Genomic DNA, 23,892 nt, shown 5'->3' on the forward strand with positions numbered 1-23,892 from the left:
TGAGACACAGGGCGTAGCGAAGCCAGCCCGAGGTCCAGGACGCCCCAGCAAAAAAGAAGACCGTTCTGTTGCCCGTTCGGCGGCCAAGTTTCCGGCTACATTCCCGCGCAATGCATAGGTTTCCATGAGTTGCGGTTGTGGTGTTACAGGATTAGCGTTCGATCATGAGCTCGCGGGCCCCGAAATCGAAAACAAGCGCCGCAGGAAATGCTGACGATCCTCCGGTCTTCTCAACCCGGCAGGAGCGGCAGATGATGAACGTCTGGTCGCACCGCCCCAAGCCGTTGCACCTGGGCTTCTTTATCGCCGCCTATGTGCTCGCCTGCGGCTTCGCGCAAACTCTGGCGATCGTGCCTGGAACCGGCATTTCCATCTGGCCGGCGAGCGGGCTTTTCATCGCAACGCTTATTCTCAGTTCCGGGTATAGCTGGCCCTGGTGGGTGCTGGGCGGCTGCCTGGCGGAGATGTTCAGCAATGTTCTATGGTTTCACAGTCCACCGCTTGCCGCCTTCCTGATCTATGTCGGCAACGCTCTGGAAGCGGTGGTGGGAGCCTGGCTCGTGAACCGCACGCTGCAGCGGCCAGTGCGGTTGGAAAGCCTGCAGGAGGTGCTGACTTTCGTAGCGCTGGGCGCGGGAATTGCTCCGATTGTCAGCGCCACCATCGGAAGCGCCACGCTGGCGTGGTTTAGCATCCTGTCGCAATCCTTCGTGACGGCATGGCCTCTCTGGTGGATCGGCGATGCGACCGGCGTTCTCATCGTGGCGCCGCTGGCGCTCGTCGTGCTCCACAGCTGGCGGGGCAGACCGCAGTTGTCGACCACGCAATGGATGGAAGCTTGCGTTCTCGGCCTCATCTTCCTCGCCGTCGCCGCGCTTTCCCTGAGCGGCTACCTTCCATTCGCCTATATCATCATGCCGCCTCTTCTGTGGGCGGCAGTCCGCTTCGAGTTCAAGGGCGCGGCAATATCGCTCGTGCTGCTGGCACTGATCACGGCGGTCTTCACGATCACCGGCGCCGGTCAATTCGCGGGCGACCCGGAGTCCCAGAAACACAAGCAGATCATGCTGCAGCTTTTTCTGGCCATCTCGGCGCTTTCGGCGCTCATCGTCGCCGCCATATCCCGCCAGCATCAACTGGCGTCGCTTTCGTTGCGACAAAGCGTTGAAGCATTGCGCGATCGGGAGCGCGAGCTCTCGCAACTGGTGGACATGGTTCCGAGCCACGTCTGGCGTCTGACGCCCGAGGGCGAGCCGACCTTCTTCAACAAGCGCATGGTCGATTTCCTCGGCCTTGACGTGGCCGATTCCGACAAGCCGGATATGAGCCGGCTGGAAGCGGTACTTCAGGCCATCGTTCATCCCGACGACGCAGCCGAATTCCGGACAGCGCTTAGCCACTGCCTCGTCACCGGCGAAATCTTCGCCATGCGCTATAGGCTGCGCCGCGCCGACGGCGTGTATCGATGGATGTCGAGCCGCGCCGAGCCGCTGCGGGATCAGGCGGTCAACACCCTCCAGTGGTATGGGCTTTGCCACGACATCGACGATCAGGTCCGCGCCGAAGAGGCGGTCCGGCGAAGCGAACGGCAACTGCAGCAGATGATCGATGCCGTCCCGGTCCGCATCTGGAGCGTCGAGCCCACCGGCGGGGCGATCTATTTCAACAAGCGGTACCAGGACCATTTCCGCGCGGTCATTGCTGGTTTCGACACTCTCGGCGCGCCACGCATCGAAGAACTGCTGCAGCAGCTGATCCATCCCGACGACGCACCCGGCGTAGATCGCACGCTGCGCGATTGCTTCGAAAGCGGCAGCGGCACTTCGATGCGGTTCCGCTGGCGCGAAAAGGATGGCGTCTATCGCTGGGCCGAATGCAGGGTAGAGCCCCGGCGCGACGATGACGGAGCGGTCGTGCAGTGGTATGGCGTTTCCCTCGATGTCGACGAAGAGGTGCGTGCGCTCGAGGCATTGCGTGACCGCGAGCGCGAACTCTCACAGCTCGTCGACATGGTCCCGGTTCACATTGCCCGCATGGCGCCCAATGGCGAGCCAACCTTCTTCAGCAGGCGCACATTGCAATCCATCGGGTTGGATGATGTCGCAGCCTGGGACAAACCCGATCTCGGCCGTTTGGCGGTGATCATCGGAGCAACCGTGCATCCCGACGATGGACCTCGCATGCGCGAGGTGCTCGGTCGTGCGCTCGCGACCGGCGAGCCCTATACGATAAAGTATCGCCGGCGCCACGCCGACGGCGCGTATCGGTGGATGGAAGGGCGCGCAGAGCCGTTGCGGGATCAAAATGGAACGATCGTGCAATGGTATGCCGCTGCGATCGATATTGATGACGAAGTGCGTGCGCAACAGGCCCTGCGTGAGCGGGAGCGGGAGCTGTCACAGCTCGTCGACATCGTCCCCAGCCTTCTCTGGCGCTTGAATGCGGATGGCGAGCCGACTTTCTTCAACAAGCGGCTGATCAATTTTCTCGGCCCGGACATTGCAGACACAGAAAAGCCCGGCATGAACCGGCTGTCCGCCATAATAGAAGCCGCCATCCATCCCGACGATGCGGAGAGCCTCTCCGAGGCGCTAAAGCATTCCTTCGCCACCGGCGAGCGCTTCTCGAAACAGTATCGCCTGCGGCGCGCTGACGGCGTCTACCGCTGGGTCAGAGGTAGCGCCGAACCGCTCAGGGACGAGAGCGGGCAAATCATACAGTGGTACGGCCTCACGCATGACATCGACGATCAATTGCGCATCGAGCAAGAGCTGCGGGAAAGGGAACGTTCGCTCTGGCAAATCGTTGAAACGCTGCCGGCGATGATCGATTGCGCGGCCCCGGACGGAGAGCCGGTCTATCGCAACCCTCAGCTCCGCGACTTCCTCGGCTATAAGCTCGAAGAGCTTGATGGAACGGGAAAAACCCGGCTGGACGGGACCCTCGATGCCGGCGTTCATCCCGACGACGTGGCGAGTGTCAAAGCGGACTATGCCCATTCGTTGCGCACCGGCGAGCCCTATGCACGACGGCACCGCCTGAGGCGGTTCGATGGAGAATATCGCTGGGTCGAGACACGTGCCGCGCCGATGCGCAATGCCGAAGGCGTGATCGTCCAGTGGAATGTCATCTGCCTTGATATCGACGGTGAGGTTCGGACGGAGGAAGATCTGCGTCAGGCGCGGGAAGGCCTTGCACGGGCGAGCCAGGTGGCAAGCCTTGCCGAGCTTTCGGCCTCCATCGCCCATGAGGTGAACCAGCCGCTGGCGGCCGTCGTCGCAAATTCACACGCCTGCCAACGATGGCTCATGGCCGAACCGCCGAATATGGAGCGGGCCCAAAGGACAATCGAGCGCATCATTCGAGACGCCAACTCGGCCGCGGATGTCGTTAGCCGGATCCGCGCCCTGTTCAAGCAATCAGCCGACAGGAGGGTTCATACGACGATGCCTGGCATCGTCAGCGAAGCGCGCAACCTCATGGCAGACGAGATGGCGCGCCGTCACGCCCGCATGGTGTTGCAGATCGACGGCAAGCTCCCACCAATTCCCATCGATCGCACCCAGATCCAGCAGGTTCTGATCAATCTCATTCGCAACGGCATAGAAGCGATGGACGCTGTTGCCGGCGACAGGGTGATCGAGGTGCGCGTGCGTCACATCGGCAATGCCGTGCAGACGGAAATCAGCGATCATGGCCAGGGGATCGAGTTTCCCGAAAAAATGTTCGAGCCGTTCTTCACGACGAAGGAAGATGGCATGGGCATGGGCCTGGCGATCTGCCGCTCGATCGTCGAACTGCATGGCGGACGGTTATGGGCGGAGCAGAATAATCCGCGCGGAGCAACGTTGATCTTCACGTTGCCCATTGAAACACAGGCGGCGTCATGACGGCGGACGACCATATTGTCTTCATCGTCGATGACGATGAACGGATCCGCGAGGCGCTCGGCGAGCTGCTGGACTCGCACGGCATACGCGCCATCGCCTTCGAGTCCGCCTGCGACTACGTGAAAGCGGACAAGCCGGATGTTCCCGCCTGCCTCATCCTCGATATCGAACTGCCCGATATCAACGGCCTCGAATTGCAGAGGCAGATCGCCGACGTCGATCATCCGCCGATCGTCTTCGTCACCGGACATGGCGATATCCCCTCCTCCGTGCGCGCCATCAAGCGCGGCGCAGTGGATTTCCTGACGAAGCCGTTCAGCGACGAGGATCTCATGGCGGCAATCCAGGCGGCGATCGCCCAGGATCGGGAAAAGAGGGCCGAGCGCGCCGAACTCGGCATGCTGAGGCAACACTATCTCGACCTGACGCCGCGCGAACGCGAGGTGCTGCCGCTCGTCGTCAGCGGCCTTCTCAACAAGCAGGCGGCCGCGGAATTGGGGATCAGCGAAGTCACACTGCAGATCCACAGAAGAAACGTGATGCAGAAGATGGCGGCGGCATCGCTCGCCGATCTCGTGCGCATCGCGGAGAAACTGGAAATACCGATAACCCACTCGCGCCGGGTGGGAGGGAATTGAACATGAACAAGACAAGACATGTCGTGGCCATTGTCGATGACGATCCAAGGCTCCTTGAATCGATGAGCGACCTTCTGGAATCGGCGGGCTATGTCGCCCGCAGCTTCTCGTCGGCAGGCTCGCTGCTCGTCAACGGGCTGTCGGACCTGGATCTGCTCATCACCGATATCGGAATGCCCGGCATAGACGGCTTCGAACTTCGCGATCTCGTCAGGAAGTCACGCCCGGAGCTGCCGGTTTTCCTGATTACGGGCCGCCACGAGATCGCGGATCAGGGCCGCGCTCAAGGCGCCGGCGGATTCTTCCGCAAGCCATTCGATGCCCAGGCCCTGATCGCGGCCATCGCCAATGCCTTACACAAATCGAGAGATGGAGGGTGACATGAGGGTTGACCAGCCGTTCGTACGTAGATCGGCGCCTTTGTCAGTGCAGCATGAACGTGAAGAGGATCAGCCGCTCGTCATGATCGTGGACGACGACGCATCCATTCGCGAGGCGCTGTCGGAGCTGATCCTGTCGGCCGGTTTTCAGCCGGTCAGCTTTGCTTCGACGCGCGAACTGCTCGACGCGGATATATTGGACAGACCAGGTTGCCTGATCCTCGATGTGCGCATGCCGGGGGTAAGCGGTCTCCACCTGCAGAGCCATCTGGCCGAGAACGGCATCGCCAAGCCGATCATCTTCCTGACCGGCCATGGCGATATCCCGATGACCGTCCAGGCGATGAAAGCCGGCGCCGTGGATTTCCTCACCAAGCCGGCGCGGGATCAGACGCTGCTTGATGCCGTAACCGCCGCCATTTCAATGGACGGCGAACGACGGGCGGAAGCAGCGATCGCCAATCGCAATATCGAACGGCTGGAGACGCTGACGCAGCGCGAGCGCGAGGTTCTGCACCAAGTGGCACGCGGGCGCCTCAACAAGCAGATCGCCTTCGATCTCGGCATCAGCGAAGTGACGGTCAAGCTGCATCGCAGCAATGTCATGCACAAGATGGAGGCCGCCTCCATCGGCGAACTGATCCGAGCCTGGGAAACATTGCCGGCACAGATGCGTCAGGCTGGGGCGCGTTAGCTTTTAATCAAGGAGCCAAGAACGCTGGCTGTCCATTTGATGCAGGCCGTATCCGATTCGCGCCAAAAAAGACGATGCGGCGCCGGGTAATGGGTTTCGGCCCCGCACGCTTGCGTTATCTCTAAATTAAAGTTCGGGGATATGACATCGTACCCGGCTTTGGTTCCCCAAAGGAGATCTCGCCTTGAACAATCAATCGTCAGTCGCGCCTTCCCCTAAAACCAATGCCTTCGACACCGAAGCAACCTTCCTGTCGGCTATCGGGAATTCCAAACGGCTTCACATTCTGCATCTGTTGACCGAAGGAGAAATGTCCGTAACCGTCCTGGCTGACGAAGTGGGATTGAGCCAATCTTCGACGTCTCAGCATCTGGCAATTCTTCGAGACCAGGAACTCGTGCAAACACGAAGGGCTGCGCAGACGATCTACTATTCACTTCAATCTGAGGGGGTCAGGGCAATGCTAGATACGCTCGCGGACATCTTCGGATCGCATCGTAGTACGGCCACAGAACGTGCCCGAGCCGTGGGCACCTGACGCCTATGGCGGAACGCTCACGCTGCCGCTCATGATTGGTCTTCAATTCTGCTGACATGCCCCTCGACCACGTCGATCGCTGATGGACGTTTGATGTACGCCTCCTAGACCACGGTGTGATTACGTCTCCATTGCGAATGGAGATAATGAATCACATCAGGAACGGAACCAACGGCCCGGAGCATGGAGGCGATCATGGACGTATATGAGGCAGTCACAAGCCGACGGTCGGTGCGCGGATTTAAAGACAAGCCTGTGGCGATGGAAATACTTGAGCGCGTGCTGGCCGCCGCGGCTTGGTCGCCGTCAGGATCGAACATCCAGCCGTGGAATACCTACGTGATGACCGGTGCGCCGCTGGCCGAACTCAAGACATCAGCCGTCGAGCGTGTGGCGCATGGCGACGCCTGGGACAAGCGGCAGTACGAGATGTACCCCTCCGTGCTGAAGCCCCCCTACGGCGAGCGCCGCTCCGCCTTCGGCAAGGAGCGCTACAGCGCGCTCGGCATTGCGCGCGAGGACTGGGAGGCGCGCCAACGGGCAGCAATCGCCAACTGGAACTGCTTCGGCGCGCCCGCCGCCCTGTTCTGCTACATCGACCGCGACCTGGGCCTGCCCCAATGGGCCGACGTCGGCATGTATCTGCAGACCGTCATGTTGCTGCTCCGCGCCGAAGGACTGCACAGTTGCCCGCAGATGGCGTGGTCGCAGGTTCGCGAGACGGTCGCCGAGGTCCTGTCACCCCCGGACGGATTGATCCTCTTCTGCGGCATGTCGATCGGCTACGAAGACCCTGCCGTCAGTTACGCCCGTACGGGCCGCGCCCCGCTGGCCGAAACGGTCACCTTCATCGGCGAATAGTTGCTTGCACTTAAAGAACAGAGACCCTGTCGAGAATTCCGCGTATGATAGGTCCCTTATCATGCGGGATACTGGAGAACGCCATGACCACGCATAAAGTAGGCTATCTTATCGGCAGCCTCGCCAAGGGCTCGATCAACCGCAAGCTCGCCAAGGCGTTGGTGCGCGTTGCCCCGCCGGAACTTGAAATGTCGGAGATCTCCTTCAAGGACCTGCCACTCTACAGTTACGATTACGACGCCGACTACCCTCCGGCCGGCAGAGCATTCAAGGCGGCAATCGCGGCCGTCGACGCCGTGCTGTTCGTGACGCCCGAATACAATCGGTCCATCCCCGGCGGATTGAAAAACGCAATCGATTGGGCGAGCCGCCCCTACGGCACCAACTCGTTCACACGCAAGCCGTCGGCGGTCATCGGCACGTCGCCGGGCGCGATTGGCACAGCCGTCGCACAGCAGAATTTGCGCAGCGTGCTCAGTTTCTGCAACTCTCCGCAGATGAATGCTCCGGAAGCCTACATCCAATTCACTCCGGGGCTGATCACCGATGACGGCGAGGTCACCAACGAGAGCACCGCCGATTTCCTGCGTACATTCATGAAGGACTTCCATGCCTTCATCGCAAGGGTTCGCTCAGTACTGCCGAAAGACGCCTAGACAAGCGCAGAGAATGAACGAGCGGAGTTGACGTCAATCCAGCCGCCACAATCCCATTGTGTGAAACTCACCGACAGCCTGAGACAGGCGATCGGCAGACCCTTTCCGCACGCGTGGGTAGCATTGGTGTATTGAGCCTTGGGCAAGGGCAGGTGGTCTTGTTCACGTCGAGCAAAACCGCTGCAGACTTTGGCCGGAGTTGTTCTACAGCCGATTGGCGCGCAACAAGGTGGCTCGCGACAGATATCCCGCAAGCGTCCCATCGGGTGACCTGACATGGAGGCCCGGCATCTCGCCGGAGAGGATGATCGCCAAGGCATCGTGAACCGTGGCATCAGCGGCAATCTCGGCATCGCCGTTGGACGGTTCCGGGGCGGTCATGATCGTCGATACGGCAATCAAGCTCAGCCTCTTTATCGCTCGGTCAGGGCCGAGGAAGTTCTCGACGAATTCGTTGACGGGACGCGCAAGAATCTCCTGCGGGCTATCATACTGAAGAAGGCGGCCATCCCGCATGATCGCAATGCGATCGCCCATCTTAATGGCCTCGTCGAGGTCATGCGTGACGATGACGACGGTCTTCTTCACCTTCCTCAGAATGTCGCGGAATTCGTCCTGAAGCCTAACGCGGGTGATCGGGTCGATCGCGCCGAAAGGTTCGTCCATCAGCATGATTGCTGGGTCTGCTGCGAGCGCACGCGCGAAACCGACGCGCTGACGCTGCCCGCCCGACAATTCGTGCGGCAGGCGCTGCCGCATGATGGCCGGATCAAGACCGACGAGATCCAGGAGCTCGTCGACGCGGCGATCGCTGCGCGCCTTTTCCCAACCGAGAAGCCGCGGGACGGTCGCGACATTGCGTGCGATCGACATATGCGGAAACAGACCGACCTGCTGGATGACATAGCCGATGCTGCGGCGGAGCTCCTTCTGATCGACCCTGGCTATATCTCTTCCGTCGACCAGCACGCGTCCCGTTGTCGGCGTCTCCAACTGATTGATCATCCGCATGGTCGTGGTCTTGCCGCAGCCCGAAGGACCAATCAGGGCAACCGTCGTGCCGGTCTCGATCAGCAGATCGAGATTGTCGACCGCATGCGGGCCGCTTCCGTCGTATTTCTTGGTAACATGATCGAGATGAATCATCCTGATATCCGCTTTCGGCCGCTCAGCGCCGTTGAGTGAAGAGGCGCTCCAGGGCGCCGAAGGCCAATTCCGCAAAGATTGCGAGCAGGGCTATCGGCACCGCTCCGACGAGAAGGCGCGGCATGTTCATGATCGCAATGCCGGCATTGATGAAATCGCCAAGCCCGCCGCCGCCGATGAAGGAGGCCAGCGCCGCCCCACCGATGACCTGGATGGCGCTCGTCCTGACGCCCGACAGAATCGCCGGAACGGCCAGGGGAAGTTCGATCTCCCACAGCATCCGTCCGGCGCTCATGCCCATTCCATCCGCCGCATCGATCACCGAGGCGTCGATCTCGCGGATGCCGATGATTGTGTTCAACAATAGCGGCGGCACGGCCAGGACGATGAGGGCGATCACCGACGGCAGCAATCCGATGCCGAGAAAAGGCATCGTCGCCGACAGGATCGCAAGGCTTGGGATGGAGCGCAGGGCGCCGGCGATATTGACCACCGCAAAGGCGGCGCGCGGTGCCCGTGCGACGACAAATCCGAGCGGTACCGCGATGACGAAGGCGATGCCGAGCGATAGGACGCACATCAGAAGATGGCGATTGAAAGCGTTGAAGAAGGTACCGGAATTGTTGAAGATCCAGCTGAATGCATCGATGAGGATCATGCTACCTTCCCTCCGCTGCGCCGACGCAGCAGCTTTTCGAAGGAGGCAAAACAGTAGTCGGCAAAGAGCGCCAGAAATGACGTCAGCAGCCCGCCTGCGATGATCTTTTCAGGAAAGCGCTGGTCGATGCCTTCGAAAATGATGACGCCGAGCCCGCCGGCATTGATATAGGCGGCAACAGTCGCAATGCCGATGACCGTCACCATGGCGATGCGGAGCCCACCGACGATATAGGGCACTGCCAGCGGCAGTTCGACTTCCCAGATCCGCCGCGCCGTGCCGTAGCCCATGCCATCGGCAGCCTCCAATATGTCACGCGGAATAGCCTGAAATCCCATGCCGATATTGCGGATCAGGATCATCAGCGAATAGGCGGCAAGACCGGTTATGGCGGGTGCCGCACCGATGCCCATGATGGGAATGAGAAGCGCAAACAGCGCCAGGCTCGGCACCGCGAACAGGATACCAGTGAAGATGACGATCACGGCAAAGCTCCGCGGCCGCCTTGCCGCCCATATCCCGACGATCAGCGAGATCACCAGGGCAATGCCGACCGAGGAAAAAACGAGATAGAGGTGCTCCAACAGCGCTTCGAATAGCCGGTCTAGATGTTTAGGGACCCATTTCATCGTCGAGACCTCCGCACCGGGCGCTCTTTCGCCTGTCTACCATGGGATCACCAATTTGCGATCGGCGTCGTCGGCTCTCTGCGGCAGAATATCGTAGGCCGAGAGAATGACCGTTGAGAACCGCCTGAGGCCGAGCCGCACCAAAACCGCCGCTCCCTCAGGCGTTTCATGCAATGTCACGAGGCTTTGCTGCAACGCTGCGGCCATGTCCAACGGCAATGTCTGCGCGGCAACCAGCAGCGGCGCAGGAAGCGGATCGGTCGTCGCCAGAATACGGAGGCCATCGATCGCATCGGGTTCGTGCATCCGCAACAATTGGAAGGCGCAAGCGTCGATCGCACCCGCATCGATCCTGCCGTCCTTGAGGGCGGCGACGATGCCTGACGGGTTGAGCAGCGGTCCGACCGTCATGCTCCGCTTCATTTTCCCGGCAAACCGGTCGGCAAGGAAAGAACGCGCCGCGTGGTAGCCCGATTGGGAATCGCGCACAGTCCAGCCCCAGCGTGCCGCTGCGAGATCCTCCACAGCGTTTACCGGCCCGGTGGAGGCGACGAGAATGTGGCTGGCATAGAGCGGCTGGTCCAAAGACCATGCCTCGCTCGAGACGGGTGCGGCAAGCACCGTCGGTCGCGCAGCCTCGGGCATGTGCGAAAACGGATAGCCGCACATGAAGACCGCTCCCATGTCCGGCCTCGCCCACAGGTCCGACAACGGTGCCGGTGCTGCGTGAGCGATGATCTCGAGTTCGATGCCGGACTGCAGACTGATCTGCGCAAACAGCGCATCCCACAGGCCGCGAATGCGCGGACTGAGATTATACATTCTCGAACAGGCGATCGGCTTGGACATCACCATGGCAATTATGCGAACCGCAGCCGTTGGCCGATGTTCATCTCTCTTGCCTTGTCGACCATGGCGGCGCCGAGCGCCACATCGGTGGTGCTGAGGCCGCGGTGCCAGAACAGGATCGTCTCCTCATCGCTCTCGCGGCCGGGCTTCCTGCCGCAGATGATCTGGCCGATTTCGGCATGCAGGTTCTCGGCCGTCACCTTGCCCTCATCGACGTGACGGCGAAGCGCCCCAAAAGGCTTGCCGGGGCCGCATTGTCCCCAATCGTCGACGACGACCTTGTCCATGATGTCGGTGAGATCGAATTCGAGTGCGCTCATCGTGCCATAGGGCACAACGAAGGCTCCCTTCTTGACCCATTCGGTCTTGAACAGCGGCGCCGGTGCCGGCAGGCGGCTGGCCTCGACCATGATGTCGGCGTCCTTGAGGCAATCCTCCCAATTGTCGGTAACGACGATCTTCTTGCCGAGATCCGCCTCAAGACGCTTGGCGAAGGCATTGCGGCTTTCCGGGCGGCGCGAATGCACGCGGATTTCCTCGAAGTCGAAGAGATGGTCGAGAAGTCGGACATTCCAGTAAGAGGTTCCGCGCGCACCGATATGGCCGAGCACCTTGCTGTCGTTGCGAGCGAGATATTTTGCGCCAAGAGCGGTGACGGCGCCGGTGCGCATGTCGGTGATGGCAGTCGCGTCGATGATGGCCTTCGGCACACCCGTATTCGGGTCGAACAGGTTGAGGACCGCAAGCTCCGAAGGCAGGTCCACCTTGTAGTTGTCGACGAAGTCGCCGACGACTTTGACGCCGGCATAATTCAGCGCTTTGACATAGCCGCGAAGCACATTGAAATGGCCTTTGTCGGAGCTCTCCGGCACAAGATGAACCCGCGGCTCGATGACGGTTTCACCCCTGCCCTGCGCATCCAGCGCCTTCGACACCGCATCGAGAATCTCGCCATTGGTCAGCGCCAGCGCCTTGGCATCGAGGGCGTTGAGATAATCGATCCAGATTTCCTGCATTTCTCGCTTCTCCACATTCCTGCCCGCTGCCGACCGGACGGATTTTCGAACAAACCCTTGAAAGGATCGCCGCGCCAGACCGCGGCCGGATGGATATCCGGCCACGGGGGCATGACAATCATTTCAGCAGCAGGCCGTTTTCCTTCAAGAAGTCGACCGCCACGTCCTTGGCTTCCTCGTGATCAGTCTCGACCTTGGCATTGAGGACCCGCATTTTCTCATTGTCGAGATGGGAGCCAACCGCTTCCAGCAGTTCGGCAACCTTCGGGTTGGCCTTGAGCACGTCCTGGCGGACAACGGGCGCCACGTAGTAGGGCGGAAACAGACCTTTGTCGTCTGCCAGTGGCACGAGGTTCTTCGAGCCGATCTGCCAGTCGGTCGCTGCACCGTTGGCAACGTCGATGTCCTTTTGTTCCAGCGCGTCGTAACGAAGACCAAGCTTGGCGAACTGCTTGAACTCCTTGAACTCGGCGTCGTAGACGCGCTTCAGGCCGGGCAGGCCGTCGGCGCGATCCGGAAATTCAGCACCGCCGCCGAAGACCAGTGTCTTGGAGACCTTGGCGAGATCCGACAGGCTCTTCAGATTGTGCGCCTGCGCCGTTTCCTGCCGGACGACGATGACATAGCCGTTGTTGATGCCGCTCGGCTTCAGCCATGTGAGGTTGAATTGCTTGGCGTAGAAGTCCTTGACCTGGGTGTAGACCTTGTCGGCATCGGTCGACATCTCGCCCTTGACGACAGACGCGAGCGCCGTCCCGGTATATTCCGGATAGAGATCGATCTCGCCGGCCACCAATGCCTGATGCGCAATCAGCGTGCCGCCGAGATTGATCTTGCGCTCGACCGTGAAGCCGGCGTTTTCCAGAACGGCTGAATACATTTCAGCGAGGATGAACTGCTCGGTGAAATTCTTGCTGCCGACCTTGATGGTCTCTGCGGATGCAGACTGGAACATGACGGCTGCCATGATGCCGGCTGCAAATATGCCCTTTGTCCAATTTTTCATAATCATTCCCTCTTGTTGACTTTTCAATGAACGAACCGGCGGCATTCCCCAGAATAACCGTCGGCATGACCGGTCGGCCCTGCCCTTCTTGGTGGGGCAGTGGCGAACCGGGCTTATTGCGGGCCAAGCCCGATCAATGCGGCGATCGTCGCAAAATCCGGCCCCTGCGCGCGATCCTCTTCAAGCGCCGGGACATGGCTGCGGACGAAAGCATAGGCCTCGGCCGATCCCCTGCCCAATTCGCCTGCGACGCCGCGCAGCTCGAGGGCCTGTGCCGAGGCGATCAGTTCGATGGCGACGAGATAACGCAGGCGCTCGACGATCGCCTGGGTCTTTGCCAAAACGCCCGGGGCCATCGACGCCTGATCTTCGACCCCATCGGCGACCGGAAGGGGCGAGAGCGAAACCGGCATGGCGAGATGACGGATTTCGGCTTCCATGGCCGAGACGGTCTTTTGCACCGTGGCAAAACCGGTCCGGCTCTGGCCCATCGGGGTCAGGAAGCGTGGAAGGTCGGACATGCCAGGCGACATGATCTTCATGATCCGATAGGCGGTGCCTGCCGCACAATGCGCCATTGCCTGCCCCAGCCTTTCCCAGGCGAGCACAAAAGCGGTCATGTCGAAATTGCCGTGTGCAAGAATGACGCCCTCTGAGGCGATGACGACAGGATTGTCGCTGGAGCTGACGAGATCTATCTCCGTCGCCTGCCTTGCCTCATCGATCGCATGCCTCAACGCACCCCAGACCTGCGGCGTGCAGCGGTAGCTCAATGGATCCTGGAGACGTCTTGCGGCATCGGCGGCGAGCAAGGAGCTTCCCGAAAGCAACTCCATCAGCTGAGCGGCGACGCGGCGCTGCCCGAAGGCCGGTCTCGCAGCCAGAGCGCGGTCGTCGAAGACGCTGACATTGGCCCTGAACGCTTCGAAAGCAACGGCAATCGCCTTCAGAGACCAATCGAAAAGCCGCTCGATATCCTCAAGCGCCAGGCAGGCGAGGCCGATGGAGAGGCTGTTGGCCACGACAAGCGCATGCCCGTCCTTCGGCGCCAATTCGAGAGGTCTCAGGCCGGCCCTTTCCAGGGCGATGCCGGCCGGCAGCACTTCGCCGCCAAGCTCGATCTCGCCGAAGCCGAGAAGCGCCCGGCTCATATGGGCAAGCGGAGCCAAATCCGCCGCACCGATCGAGCCCAATGACGGGACGACAGGATGGACACCTGCATTGATGGCAGCGATCAGACCACGGAACACGTTCAGCGAAACGCCGGAACCGCCCGCCGCCATGCCGACAGCCCTGACGGCCATCATCGCCCGCACGGATTCCTGGGCAAGCGGCTTTCCGACGCCGACCGCGCGGGCTTGCGGCACACGCATCTGAAACGCCACCAGATCTTCCGTTGGAAGTCGTGTATCGACCCCCGCTCCCAGTCCCGTCGTCAGGCCGTAAACCGGCAGATCCCTTTCCGTATAGCGATCGACGACGGCGCGCGCCGCCATAATCCGGGCCTCGACCTCGGCGGAGATTTCGATCCTGGCGTGACGACGGGCAATTGCCGCGATGTCCTCGATCGTCGGCGGCGACGCGCTGAAGGTGATCGATGGAGAATGGGTGGCGCTCACTGCTTCTCTCCGAGAATGGCGACGGGCTTCGAAGGACCCTTGGTGGACCGCGCTTCCAGCCGATATTGCGCGCCGGGATAGTATAACAGCGCACAGGTCACGACGGCCTCGCCCGACCAGGTCCTTCGAAAGACGCGCAGGCAAGGGTGATCATTCTTCAGGCCAAGATATTTGCGGATCGTCGTGTCCGGTTTGACGGCCTGGACGATATGTTCGAACGCCGTTATCGGCGCCACCTTCGTCAGATATTCATTCGGCGTCATGCTGCTGAAATCGGTCGACAGATAGTCTGGCGCGACCAGCGGATTGACGTAGCGCTCCTCGACCTGAATGGGCTGGTCGTTTTCCAGGTGCACGATCAGCGAATGCATCACCTCAGCGCCGAGGGTCAGTTCGAGCGCGTCGGCAACGTTGGCATCCGCCTTCATCAAACCGGCCTGGACAACCGCCGCCTTGTGCGTGTGACCCCGCTCCAGTATTTCGTCGGCTATGTTGCGGATTTGAAGCAGATCGACGTCAAGGTGCTTTGGCGACACGAAGGTTCCGATGCCGGCGGATCGCTTGAGGACACCCTCGAACATCAACTCCCGCAGCGCCCGGTTCGCCGTCATGCGGCTGACGCCGAATGCCGCCACCAGTTCGCTTTCGGAAGATACCCGGTCTCCCGGCTGCAGCTTGCCCTCGGCGATCTCGGCCAGGATCTGCTCCTTGATCCTGATATATTGGCGCGCCTCGCTGGCGGCCGGCTTGACCGCTTTCGTCATGACAGCCTCGCCATGCCATTGTCGAGGATGGTCACGCCCCGGGAAGCAACGATCCCCCGGAAGCGAATTTCAGCGGCGTTGCGCCACATCTGCAGGGTGATCGTTTCTCCGGGAAAGATCGGTGCGCTGAACCGCGCCGCGATCGCGCTCAAACCGGTAGCCATCCCTGGATCGATCGCGGCGATGATGGCGTAGCCCGCATAACCGAAGCTGCATAGCCCATGCAGGATCGGCCGATCGAAGCCGCTGCTGCCCGCTGCCCGTGGGTCCACATGCAGCGGATTGCGATCGCCGTTCAGGCGATAAAGCAGCGCGGCGTTATCAGGGATGTCGACATTGAATTCGACGTCCGGCTCTCTGTCCGGGACTTTGGACAGAGGTTCAGGCGCCGATCCCGCCGAACCGCAGCCACCGTCGCCGCGGCAGGCGTTCGTCTGCACGATCGTCGCGATCGGCTCGTCACCGTCCACGGTTGCGATCATGCGCTCGAAGCTGACGAACATGCCTTTCTCAACGCCGCGATCGACCACTGACAAGACGCGCGACCGGGAGATCAGCGGCACATCGAGAGGGACCGGCCGGTGGATCGCCAGGCGATGTTCGGAATGCACCAGACGCGCCCAGTCGACACCCGTCTGCTGCATCCACGGGCCCGGATGCGCCACGATATTGGCAAGCGTCGGCGCAGTGACCAGATCGCGTTCGTAGACGTAGTTCAACGCGTTTTCGTCGAGCGGGTTGGTGCCGTAGCCGACCGACAGGGCGTAGAGGATGGCATCCCTTGCGGTGACCACATGCGTCGCTTGCGGCACCGGGAAATCGAGAATGGATTGGGCTGACAGCGTCACGATGCGGCTCCGCCGGATGCCACGGGTTTGCGAATGCCACCGGACAGGCGGATGCCGCCGTCGACGGAAAGCAATTCGCCAGTGACGAAGTCTGCCCCCTGAACAAGCCAGACAATGGCGCCGGCAACGTCTTCCGGTGTTGCGACCCGGCCGAGTGGCGCCGTTTCCGAAAATCGCTTGGCAATGGCGCCATAGGCATCCGGCCCGAGCGTATCGCGCATCCAGCGCGTATCGATGATGCCGGGGCAAACCGCGTTCACCCGGATATCGGGACCGCAGGTGCGCGCCAGCGCCAGGGTCAGCGCATTGAGCGCGCCCTTGGAGGCCGTATAGGCAAGCGAACTGCCGCCGCCGGTAAAGGCAACGTTGGATGAGACATTGACGATCGCACCGCCGCCGCTGTCACGCATGGCAGGCACCGCCGCCCGGCACATCTGATAGGCGCCGATGACATTGACCCCGAAAACACTCTGAAAATCCTCTGCCGACAATGTCTCTAGATCGAAAGGATCCGATTTGACCGTCGTTGCGGCATTGTTCACCAGGGCGTCGAGCCGCCCCCACCGTTTAACGGCCGTCGCAACCATCCGGCGGCAGGCCGCATCGTCGGCAACGTCGGCCTGGACGATCTCGACCTGCGCGCCCAGGCTGCGGCAGATATCGGCCGTTTCATCGGCCTCTTTCTTGCTGCGGCTGTAATTGACCACCACCCGGGCACCGCCCTCGGCGAACTGCTTCACGCATGCGGCCCCGACGCCTGTTGCCGAGCCCGTGACGATGATGACGGCTCCATCGATTTTCATGGGGCAGAGTCCTTCATTGCGTGGGTGGAAAACAGGCGCGCATCCATCTGTTTCAGCTGGTCCGACACCGCGACGCCCTTCGGCAGGCGGTCGAGAACGTGGGCGGCGAGATCGATGCCGGGGGCAAACTCCGTCAGCGTCAGGCAGCCGTCGATCACCCGAAAGACCGCCCGCTCGGTGACGACGAGCTGTGTCTGCCCTTCCGGCGCAAAGGCCGGGCTCGAACTGATCTGGTCGACATGGTCGACGATCTTGCAAACTCTGCCGTCCCGGATGATGTCGAGCCTGCCGTCGGCAACCGCAATTTCCGCGCCGCCAGCCGAAAACGCGCCGAGATAGACAACACGCCCCGCCGTCTGCGAGATATTGGTGAAGCCACCGACCCCAACGATGGAATTGTTGAAGCGGCTGACATTGACCGCACCGTACCTATCCACCTCGGCCATGCCGAGAAAGGCAATATCGAGGCCGCCGCCGTCGTAAAAGTCGAACTGCGAAGCCTGTGGGACGATCGCGGTCGGATTGACGGCAGCGCCGAAGGATAGTTCCTCGGCCGGCACGCCACCGATGACGCCGGATTCGATCGTCACCGTATAATCGTCAAATCCCTCTTCGCTGGCGATACGGCCGATCCCGGCGGCAATGCCAATGCCGAGGTTGATCGTCGGGCGATGGAGCGGCGCCAGCTCCAGGAAGGCGCGGCGCTGAATAATCTTATCGGCCGACAGCGGCGCCGGCTGCAGACGGCTCGCCGCCATCCGGACGCGCCCGGTATAGGCGATATTGTCCTTCTCGGCGAAATTGACGCCGTGCTGGGCCGGATTTTCGCAGATGACAACATAATCGACCAGCGCCGCCGGGATGCGAACATCGCCCGGCGGCAGCGAGCCGCGCTCGGCAATCCGCTTGACCTGCACGATGACGATACCGCCGGAATTTCGGCCTGCTTGTGCCATGGCAAGCACGTCGAGGGGAAAGGCTTCGTCCTCTAGGCTGATGTTGCCGTCTTCGTCGGCCGTCGTACCGCGCAAAAGCACGCAGTCGAGCGGCATCGAGGGATAAAGCAGCCATTCCTTGCCGCGCAACGACACACGCTCGACAAGCGCGCGCGGCGTCGTCGCATTCATGCGGCCGCCGCCATGCAGCGGATCCATGAAAGAACCGAGCCCGATATGGGTGATCACCCCAGGCTGACCGGCGGCAATCGCTCGATAGAGCTGGGCGATAACGCCTTGCGGCCAGCAATGCGCTTCGATCTTTTCCTCGATCGCCAGCCTGCCAAGGCGCGGCGTTCCTCGCCAACCCCCGGCGATCACGCAGGCGACGAGCCCTTCATAGCCAAAATGCCCCATGCCGCGCGTCTGACGATCGCCCGTGCTGGCAGCAAACAAGAGCGTGAGATTGCGGGGTTTTCCAGAGGCGACGAAACGCTCCTCCACCGCAGCCGTGATGGCCTCGGGGTGGCAGAATCCTCCAAAACCCGAAGCAGCGACCGTCATCCCGTCTTCGAGGAGATCCGCAGCCTGCTGTGAAGAGATGACCCGCATGACGATCTTTGTTTCCAACCGACCTGTATATACAGGCTAACGGCCGATCGTTTGGAAGGCAACCGGAATCTTTGCCGGTATTTTGGGCAGATCGCCTCGATCAGCCGATGTCAAGCAGCCCCATCAAGCAAAACCCAAGAGCCGCCAGAGCCAGCAGTGACAGCGCCGCCGCTGCAAGGACCCGGCCGCCGGCACGGGTGATGGATCTCACATCGACGGAGAGACCTAGCGCGGCCATGGCGGTGACGGTGAAGGCAGCGGAGAGAGCCGACATCCCGGCCAGCAGCGGCGCCGGGATTGCGTCAAAGGAGCGAAGCGCCGCCATGGCTGCAAAACCGAGGATGAACCATGGCAGAAGATGGCGGAGATTGACTGCGGAGCCACCGGGAGGGCGGCGATGAACTGCGCCGAGCACAAGAATGGCGGGTCCGAGCATCATCACGCGGATCAGCTTGACGAGCGTGCCTACCTGGGTGCTGACGGCTCCGGCAGAGGCTGTGGCTGCCAACACCTGCGGCACGGCATAGGCTGTCAGCCCTGCGAAAACGCCATATTGTACGGTGCTGAGCCCCAGGACCAGATGCAGAAGCGGCAGCGCCAGCACGGCACCAACGCCGAGCAGCGCGGTAAAGGCTATCGAGGCAGCGATATCCTCCGGTTTCGCGCCGATGACAGGGGCTGCAGCGGCAATCGCTGAATTGCCGCAGATCGAGTTGCCGCAGGCAACCAAGGTCGCTAGGCCGGTCGACAGCCCCAGCAGCCGCCCGAGCAGAAAGCTGCCGGCCAGGGACAGAGCAACCAGGACGGCAATTCCGCCGACAAGCGGCAATCCGGCCTGCCGGATGGCAGCCGTGCTGAGCGAGGCGCCTAGCAACACGACGGCAATCTCGAGCAGCGTCTTGGCGGCGAAGTGAATGCCTGGAGTGAAAGTCTGCGGAAGACGGATCGAGGAGCGCACGGCAATGCCGATTAGAATGGCCGGCACGAGGCTCTCGATCCAGTGCGCGCCGAACATCATCAGCTGCAACCGCTCGACCAACTGCGCAATGATCGCGACTGCCGCGCAAAAGAAAAGTCCCGGCAGGACAGAGCAAGCGACGGGGAACGTGAGACGGAAACGAGCATGGGCAAGACCTTGCGGAATGCTTCACTGTCCCATATTCGATTGTCGCCTTCCATTGAATAGTTTTATATAGTTCATTCGGTGAAATCGAACGATCGCGTCATGACCTTCGAACAGCTCTCCATTTTCGTCGCGGTTGCCGAACGCGAGCACCTGACCAACGGCGCCTCGGCGATCGGTCTCACGCCATCAGCCGTCAGTTCGGCCATCCGCAATCTCGAGGCCTCCTATGGGGTCCAGCTTTTTCACCGTGTCGGACGGCGCATAGAGCTGACATATGAAGGGCGGGTGTTTTTGGGGGAGGCAAGAGCCACACTCGCGCGCGCAAGAGCCGCAGCGCTCGTCTTGTCCGATCTCGGCGGCCTGCAAAAGGGTGAGCTCGTTGTTTTTGCCAGTCAGACGATCGCAAGCTATTGGCTACCCGCGATGCTGATGCGTCTCAAGACCCGCTATCCGGGCATCGACCTGAAGCTGGTGATCGGCAATACGACCACGGCGGCAAAAGCGGTTCTCGATGGATTGGCGGAAGTCGGTTTCGTCGAAGGCAGCGTTGATGAGCCGGCACTGAATGTTCAGCCGCTTGCCAAGGACGAACTCCTTGTCGTTGTCGGTCCGCGCCATCCCTGGGCGCGTGGCAAACCAATCGCCCCGGCGGAGCTGGTTTCGGGCACAAAATGGGTCATGCGGGAAAAGGGGTCCGGAACCCGGTCGGCTTTCGAGGCGGCGATTTCCAATCTTGGCATTGGCTCCGGAGATCTGACTGTCGCGCTTGAGCTGCCATCGAACGAAGCCGTCATATCGGCAGCAAGATAAGGCCTCTGCGCAACGGTCGTTTCCGGAGCAGTGGCCGCGCCGCTCTTGATGCAAGGTCTGTTGGTAAAGGCGCGTTTTCCCTTGCCGTCCCGCCAGTTCGCAATCCTGCGGCACAAACAAAGACACTCCAGCCGTGCCTCGTTGGCGCTGGAAACGATTTGCCGCGAGGACAGAGCTGCCGAAGTCCAAAATCGGGATGACTGGGTCCTCTAACATGCGAGATGTTGGAGATGCCATGATCAGGCATAAGGTCGGTGTCGCCTGACAACTAAGGAAAAGGCTGCTGCTGTGCGGCAGCGGCCTGTCCCGGTTCTTTCGAGCGGCGTCTCTAAGCGAAGGCGTAAGAACCATCCGGCCGCTTCGGCACACGCCGCTGCCAGTGGATATAGCCTTCCTCCTCCATTGCCTTCTCGTCCATCTCGACGCCCCAGCCGGGCCGGTCGGGGCGCAGTTCGAGATAGCCGTCTTTCGGCAGATAGGGATCGACCACATAGCGCGTTTCCCCCTGCCGCTTCTCGATATCGAGGCCGCCGTAGACATAGGCCTGGCCCTTTGGCAGCCGGTATTCGAGGATGCGGAAGTTCTGGGCCGCGGCCGAAAAATGCACATTGACCGCCGTCGCCAGCGGTCCCATCGGGTTGTGCGGAGCGACACCGACGAAATAGGCTTCGGCAAGCGTGGCGATGCGGCGCATTTCGCTGATGCCGCCGACGACGCAGATGTCGGGCTGAATCAGATCGGCGCCCTTGACCTGCAGCAGCCGCAGGAATTCGTTCCTGTTATAAAGCGACTCGCCGGTGGCCAGCACGCAGTTGAGCCCCTGTTTCAGATCGCCCCAGGCCTCGATATTCTCCGGACGCAGCGGCTCTTCGTAGAACAGCGGATCATAGGGCGCCAGTGCATTGCCGAGTTGCCTTGCGGCGATCGGTTCGAAAATCTTGGCATGAGCATCGAAGGCGATCTCGTATTCGTCATTGACCGTCTCGCGAAGTGAGCGGAAATAATCGGCCGAGGCTTTCACGACATTCCCCCAACGATGGGAATGCATGTCGATACGCCAGGGGCTGAGTTTGAAGGCGGTGAAGCCCCATTCCTCTTTCAGGCGATCGAACTCGTCGCGGGCAGCGGGCGCGTCGGGGGCGGTATAGACCCCGGCATAGACCTTGATGCGGTCGCGCACCTCGCCACCCAGCAGCTTGTAGACGGGAACGTTCGCTGCTTTGGCCGCCAGATCCCACAGGCAATGGTCGAGCGCCGAAATCGCGGCAAGGCCGAGTGCGCCCGGCGGGAAGCGGCTCTGCTGGATCAGCAGGTTGACGAGATAATCGACGCGTGTCGGATCCTGGCCGGAGAGGAAGCCATAGAGATAGTCGAGCAGCGGCGGCAGCGCCTTGTCGGGGCCGTGATTGTAGCATTCGCCCCAGCCCGTCAGTCCGTCATCGGTGTCCAGTGCGACGATCACGCGGGGACGGTCCTTGTCGCGGGTCATGAACACCCGCATGCGGTCGATCTTCATCAGTCTGTCCTTCTAGCGATTGAAATAGCAGTGGCGCGCCACGCGTGTCTGCACGTAGACGTGCTCGTTATAGGTTCCGGGATTGTAGGAACCCGAGGTCTCCGGCACCGGCACGGAGACATTGCCGCCGCTCGGCTGACCGACATGCATGAGAAAAGTTCTGATGCCGGTGATCTTCATCGCTGCGAGCTCCCGTTCTTCAGACCGTCTGGAGCGACATAGCGGAAGCGCCGCGAACGATCGCGGTCCCGTGGATCGGGGCGCGGAATGGCTGATATGAGCGCTTGCGTGTAGGCGTGCTCGGGCGTGCGGCAGACCTTCTCCGCCTCGCCGATTTCGACGAGCTGGCCCTTATACATCACGCCGACGCGGTCGCACATGTAGCGGATGACACCGATGTCGTGGCTGATGAAGATATAGGCGAGCCCGAGTTCGTCCTGCAGGCGCATCAGGAGATCGAGCACCTGCGAGCGTACGGAGACGTCGAGCGCCGACGTCGCCTCATCGGCGACGATGACGCGCGGATTGAGGGTGATGGCGCGGGCGATGCCGATGCGCTGGCGCTGGCCGCCGGAGAAGGCGTGCGGATAACGTTCGCGCGCCCTGGGATCAAGGCCGACCTGCTCCATCAGGTGGCAGACGCGCTCGTCCAGCGCCCGTCCCTTGGCGACGCCGTTGACCAGCAGCGGTTCGCCGATGATCTGGGAGACGGTCATGCGTGGATTGAGGGAGCCGAAGGGATCCTGGAACACCATGCGCAATTCGCGGCGCGCGGCGGCAAGCGTCTGGCCTTTTGCCGTTGCCAGGTCGATGATGCCGCCATCAGCCCGGCGATAGAGGATTTCACCGGCGGTTGGATCGAGCAGCCGCATGATCGAGCGGCCCATCGTCGTCTTGCCGGATCCGCTTTCGCCGACGATGCCAAGAGTTTCGCCCGGCAAAAGCGAAATGGAGACGTCGTCGAGTGCTTTTACCTCGCCGAAGTCCATCGAAAGATTACGCAATTCCAGGATCGGCGCCGCCGTCCTGTCCAGCGGCGCGCGCGCCAGGCGAATCTCGGCCTTCTGCTCCAGCTTCAGCACCGAACCGATCAACATGCGGGTATAGTCGTCTTTCGGGGCGTGAAAGATCTGCTCGACCGGTGCATATTCCTTGGCAACGCCATTGTGCATCACAAGCACATCGTCGGCGATCTGCGCCACGACGCCCATATCATGCGTGATGAAGAGAACGGCCATTCCGTTGGCCTTCTGCAGCCGGGCGATCAGGTCGAGAATTTCGGCCTGCGTCGTCACGTCGAGGGCCGTGGTCGGCTCGTCGGCGATCAGCAGCTGCGGCTTGCAAGCGAGCGCCATGGCGATCATCGCGCGCTGGCGCATGCCGCCGGAATATTGGAAGGCATATCGATCCAGCGCTTTCTCAGGCGCAGGAATTTCAACCTGTTTGAGCAGCGATATGGCTTCCGCTCGCGCTTCCGCCTTGCTCATCCTGGTGTGAAGTCGAAGCGCCTCGATAATCTGGTTGCCGACGGTGTGGATGGGCGACAGCGACGACATCGGCTCCTGGAAGATCATGGCGATATCGCGGCCGCGGATTGCGCGGATTTGGCGCCCGCGCGGATTGAGGCTGGTTAGATTGATCGAGCCGCCCTTCGGATGGTTCAGTGTGATCGAGCCGCCGGCGATGCGACCGGGCGCATCGACGATCTGCAGGATCGAGCGCGCCGTCACCGACTTTCCGGATCCGCTTTCACCGACCACGCAGAGCGTCTTGCCCGGCGCGATTGTAAAGGACAGGTCGTTGACGGCGCGAAAGACGCCGGTGCGCAGCGGGAACTCGACGGTGAGGTTCTTCACTTCGAGCAGCGGTCTGCCGGCAATGGGAACGATGTCGGTCAT

20 protein-coding genes and 3 pseudogenes are annotated in these 23,892 nt (G+C 61.5%); 8 read left to right on the plus strand and 15 right to left on the minus strand.

The genetic code is table 11. The features are described from left to right. Positions 1 to 251 precede the first annotated feature (251 nt). The 7 genes from QWJ46_RS14200 to QWJ46_RS14230 all read left to right on the plus strand — a co-directional run bounded on the left by QWJ46_RS14200 (position 252) and on the right by QWJ46_RS14230 (position 7,657). The gene (locus tag QWJ46_RS14200; RefSeq protein WP_302751713.1) at positions 252 to 3,890 is read left to right on the plus strand and encodes a PAS domain-containing protein; all 3,639 of its coding nucleotides are present in this window, start codon (positions 252 to 254) and stop codon (positions 3,888 to 3,890) included. Further along, positions 3,887 to 4,528 (plus strand): response regulator transcription factor, encoded by a 642-nt coding sequence (locus QWJ46_RS14205; protein WP_302751715.1) that lies wholly within the window; start codon positions 3,887 to 3,889, stop codon positions 4,526 to 4,528. The genes QWJ46_RS14200 and QWJ46_RS14205 overlap by 4 nt, the downstream gene beginning before the upstream one ends. Before the next feature lie 2 nt (positions 4,529 to 4,530). Continuing rightward, positions 4,531 to 4,908, plus strand: a complete 378-nt coding sequence (locus QWJ46_RS14210) for a response regulator (protein ID WP_184456470.1) — start codon at positions 4,531 to 4,533, stop codon at positions 4,906 to 4,908. Between the two features lies 1 nt (position 4,909). Further along, positions 4,910 to 5,602 (plus strand): response regulator transcription factor, encoded by a 693-nt coding sequence (locus QWJ46_RS14215; RefSeq protein ID WP_302751717.1) that lies wholly within the window; start codon positions 4,910 to 4,912, stop codon positions 5,600 to 5,602. 184 nt (positions 5,603 to 5,786) lie between these two features. Then, entirely contained in the window at positions 5,787 to 6,140 is a 354-nt protein-coding gene (locus QWJ46_RS14220) for a metalloregulator ArsR/SmtB family transcription factor (RefSeq protein ID WP_184456466.1), read from the plus strand. 195 nt (positions 6,141 to 6,335) lie between these two features. Further along, positions 6,336 to 7,001, plus strand: a complete 666-nt coding sequence (locus QWJ46_RS14225) for a nitroreductase (protein WP_184456464.1) — start codon at positions 6,336 to 6,338, stop codon at positions 6,999 to 7,001. Positions 7,002 to 7,084: 83 nt separating this feature from the next. Beyond that, complete coding sequence (locus QWJ46_RS14230) at positions 7,085 to 7,657, plus strand: NADPH-dependent FMN reductase (RefSeq protein WP_184456462.1); 573 nt, start codon at positions 7,085 to 7,087, stop codon at positions 7,655 to 7,657. A gap of 204 nt (positions 7,658 to 7,861) precedes the next feature. Here the strand turns inward: QWJ46_RS14230 and QWJ46_RS14235 are convergent, their stop codons facing one another. From QWJ46_RS14235 to QWJ46_RS14290, 12 genes and pseudogenes are all read right to left on the minus strand, one after another. Beyond that, positions 7,862 to 8,803, minus strand: coding sequence for an ABC transporter ATP-binding protein (locus tag QWJ46_RS14235; protein ID WP_302751721.1), 942 nt, complete (start codon positions 8,801 to 8,803; stop codon positions 7,862 to 7,864). A gap of 22 nt (positions 8,804 to 8,825) precedes the next feature. Further along, positions 8,826 to 9,461 (minus strand): ABC transporter permease, encoded by a 636-nt coding sequence (locus QWJ46_RS14240; protein WP_302751722.1) that lies wholly within the window; start codon positions 9,459 to 9,461, stop codon positions 8,826 to 8,828. Next, positions 9,458 to 10,090, minus strand: coding sequence for an ABC transporter permease (locus QWJ46_RS14245; RefSeq protein ID WP_302751723.1), 633 nt, complete (start codon positions 10,088 to 10,090; stop codon positions 9,458 to 9,460). The genes QWJ46_RS14240 and QWJ46_RS14245 overlap by 4 nt, the downstream gene beginning before the upstream one ends. 36 nt (positions 10,091 to 10,126) lie before the next feature. After that, complete coding sequence (locus tag QWJ46_RS14250) at positions 10,127 to 10,945, minus strand: phosphate/phosphite/phosphonate ABC transporter substrate-binding protein (RefSeq protein ID WP_302751724.1); 819 nt, start codon at positions 10,943 to 10,945, stop codon at positions 10,127 to 10,129. A 5-nt stretch (positions 10,946 to 10,950) separates the two neighbouring features. After that, positions 10,951 to 11,955 carry an ornithine cyclodeaminase family protein gene (locus tag QWJ46_RS14255; protein WP_184456451.1) on the minus strand — a complete coding sequence of 335 codons (1,005 nt, stop codon included), beginning with the start codon at positions 11,953 to 11,955 and terminating at the stop codon, positions 10,951 to 10,953. 118 nt (positions 11,956 to 12,073) lie between these two features. Continuing rightward, on the minus strand, positions 12,074 to 13,006 hold the full coding sequence (locus QWJ46_RS14260) for a glycine betaine ABC transporter substrate-binding protein (protein WP_184456448.1): 933 nt from the start codon (positions 13,004 to 13,006) through the stop codon (positions 12,074 to 12,076). Positions 13,007 to 13,074: 68 nt separating this feature from the next. Further along, positions 13,075 to 14,580 carry a histidine ammonia-lyase gene (gene hutH / locus QWJ46_RS14265; RefSeq protein WP_302751727.1) on the minus strand — a complete coding sequence of 502 codons (1,506 nt, stop codon included), beginning with the start codon at positions 14,578 to 14,580 and terminating at the stop codon, positions 13,075 to 13,077. Beyond that, entirely contained in the window at positions 14,577 to 15,344 is a 768-nt protein-coding gene (gene hutC, locus QWJ46_RS14270) for a histidine utilization repressor (protein WP_085781647.1), read from the minus strand. The genes hutH and hutC overlap by 4 nt, the downstream gene beginning before the upstream one ends. Then, positions 15,341 to 16,192 (minus strand): MaoC/PaaZ C-terminal domain-containing protein, encoded by an 852-nt coding sequence (locus tag QWJ46_RS14275; RefSeq protein ID WP_368046087.1) that lies wholly within the window; start codon positions 16,190 to 16,192, stop codon positions 15,341 to 15,343. Before QWJ46_RS14275 ends, hutC begins: the two co-directional genes overlap by 4 nt. After that, positions 16,189 to 16,995: an SDR family NAD(P)-dependent oxidoreductase gene (locus QWJ46_RS14280; protein WP_184456443.1), complete on the minus strand. Its 807-nt coding sequence runs from the start codon at positions 16,993 to 16,995 to the stop codon at positions 16,189 to 16,191. The genes QWJ46_RS14275 and QWJ46_RS14280 overlap by 4 nt, the downstream gene beginning before the upstream one ends. After that, a complete protein-coding gene (locus QWJ46_RS14285) occupies positions 16,992 to 18,542 on the minus strand; it encodes an acyl CoA:acetate/3-ketoacid CoA transferase (protein WP_184456441.1) in 1,551 nt (516 codons plus the stop codon). Before QWJ46_RS14285 ends, QWJ46_RS14280 begins: the two co-directional genes overlap by 4 nt. Positions 18,543 to 18,642: 100 nt before the next feature. Beyond that, positions 18,643 to 19,667, minus strand: a pseudogene (locus QWJ46_RS14290) (YeiH family protein). A 100-nt stretch (positions 19,668 to 19,767) separates the two neighbouring features. Here QWJ46_RS14290 and QWJ46_RS14295 point away from each other — a divergent pair. After that, positions 19,768 to 20,691: pseudogene (locus QWJ46_RS14295) on the plus strand (LysR family transcriptional regulator). 115 nt (positions 20,692 to 20,806) lie between these two features. On the opposite strand, the gene QWJ46_RS14300 reads toward QWJ46_RS14295, so the two are convergent. From QWJ46_RS14300 to QWJ46_RS14310, 3 genes and pseudogenes are all read right to left on the minus strand, one after another. Next, complete coding sequence (locus QWJ46_RS14300; RefSeq protein ID WP_302751732.1) at positions 20,807 to 21,994, minus strand: galactarate dehydratase; 1,188 nt, start codon at positions 21,992 to 21,994, stop codon at positions 20,807 to 20,809. Between the two features lie 12 nt (positions 21,995 to 22,006). Further along, positions 22,007 to 22,129 (minus strand): annotated as a pseudogene (locus QWJ46_RS14305) (mandelate racemase/muconate lactonizing enzyme family protein); the annotation flags it as partial. 41 nt (positions 22,130 to 22,170) lie between these two features. Beyond that, entirely contained in the window at positions 22,171 to 23,892 is a 1,722-nt protein-coding gene (locus QWJ46_RS14310) for an ABC transporter ATP-binding protein (protein WP_302751734.1), read from the minus strand.

Origin of the sequence: Rhizobium sp. CBN3 (genome assembly GCF_030518245.1) — a bacterium.
GTDB classification, from domain to species: Bacteria; Pseudomonadota; Alphaproteobacteria; order Rhizobiales; family Rhizobiaceae; genus Rhizobium; species Rhizobium aethiopicum_A.

Excerpts from the sequence above, each read along its gene's own strand:
- QWJ46_RS14280 (WP_184456443.1), bottom strand. The coding sequence starts at position 16,995 with ATGAAAATCGATGGAGCCGTCATCATCGTCACGGGCTCGGCAACAGGC.
- QWJ46_RS14230 (WP_184456462.1), top strand. The coding sequence starts at position 7,085 with ATGACCACGCATAAAGTAGGCTATCTTATCGGCAGCCTCGCCAAGGGC.
- QWJ46_RS14285 (WP_184456441.1), bottom strand. The coding sequence starts at position 18,542 with ATGCGGGTCATCTCTTCACAGCAGGCTGCGGATCTCCTCGAAGACGGG.
- QWJ46_RS14200 (WP_302751713.1), top strand. The coding sequence starts at position 252 with ATGATGAACGTCTGGTCGCACCGCCCCAAGCCGTTGCACCTGGGCTTC.
- QWJ46_RS14310 (WP_302751734.1), bottom strand. The coding sequence starts at position 23,892 with ATGACCGACATCGTTCCCATTGCCGGCAGACCGCTGCTCGAAGTGAAG.
- QWJ46_RS14215 (WP_302751717.1), top strand. The coding sequence starts at position 4,910 with ATGAGGGTTGACCAGCCGTTCGTACGTAGATCGGCGCCTTTGTCAGTG.
- QWJ46_RS14240 (WP_302751722.1), bottom strand. The coding sequence starts at position 9,461 with ATGATCCTCATCGATGCATTCAGCTGGATCTTCAACAATTCCGGTACC.
- QWJ46_RS14255 (WP_184456451.1), bottom strand. The coding sequence starts at position 11,955 with ATGCAGGAAATCTGGATCGATTATCTCAACGCCCTCGATGCCAAGGCG.
- QWJ46_RS14300 (WP_302751732.1), bottom strand. The coding sequence starts at position 21,994 with ATGAAGATCGACCGCATGCGGGTGTTCATGACCCGCGACAAGGACCGT.
- QWJ46_RS14235 (WP_302751721.1), bottom strand. The coding sequence starts at position 8,803 with ATGATTCATCTCGATCATGTTACCAAGAAATACGACGGAAGCGGCCCG.
- QWJ46_RS14205 (WP_302751715.1), top strand. The coding sequence starts at position 3,887 with ATGACGGCGGACGACCATATTGTCTTCATCGTCGATGACGATGAACGG.
- hutC (WP_085781647.1), bottom strand. The coding sequence starts at position 15,344 with ATGACGAAAGCGGTCAAGCCGGCCGCCAGCGAGGCGCGCCAATATATC.
- QWJ46_RS14245 (WP_302751723.1), bottom strand. The coding sequence starts at position 10,090 with ATGAAATGGGTCCCTAAACATCTAGACCGGCTATTCGAAGCGCTGTTG.
- QWJ46_RS14210 (WP_184456470.1), top strand. The coding sequence starts at position 4,531 with ATGAACAAGACAAGACATGTCGTGGCCATTGTCGATGACGATCCAAGG.
- QWJ46_RS14250 (WP_302751724.1), bottom strand. The coding sequence starts at position 10,945 with ATGGTGATGTCCAAGCCGATCGCCTGTTCGAGAATGTATAATCTCAGT.
- QWJ46_RS14225 (WP_184456464.1), top strand. The coding sequence starts at position 6,336 with ATGGACGTATATGAGGCAGTCACAAGCCGACGGTCGGTGCGCGGATTT.
- QWJ46_RS14260 (WP_184456448.1), bottom strand. The coding sequence starts at position 13,006 with ATGCCGCCGGTTCGTTCATTGAAAAGTCAACAAGAGGGAATGATTATG.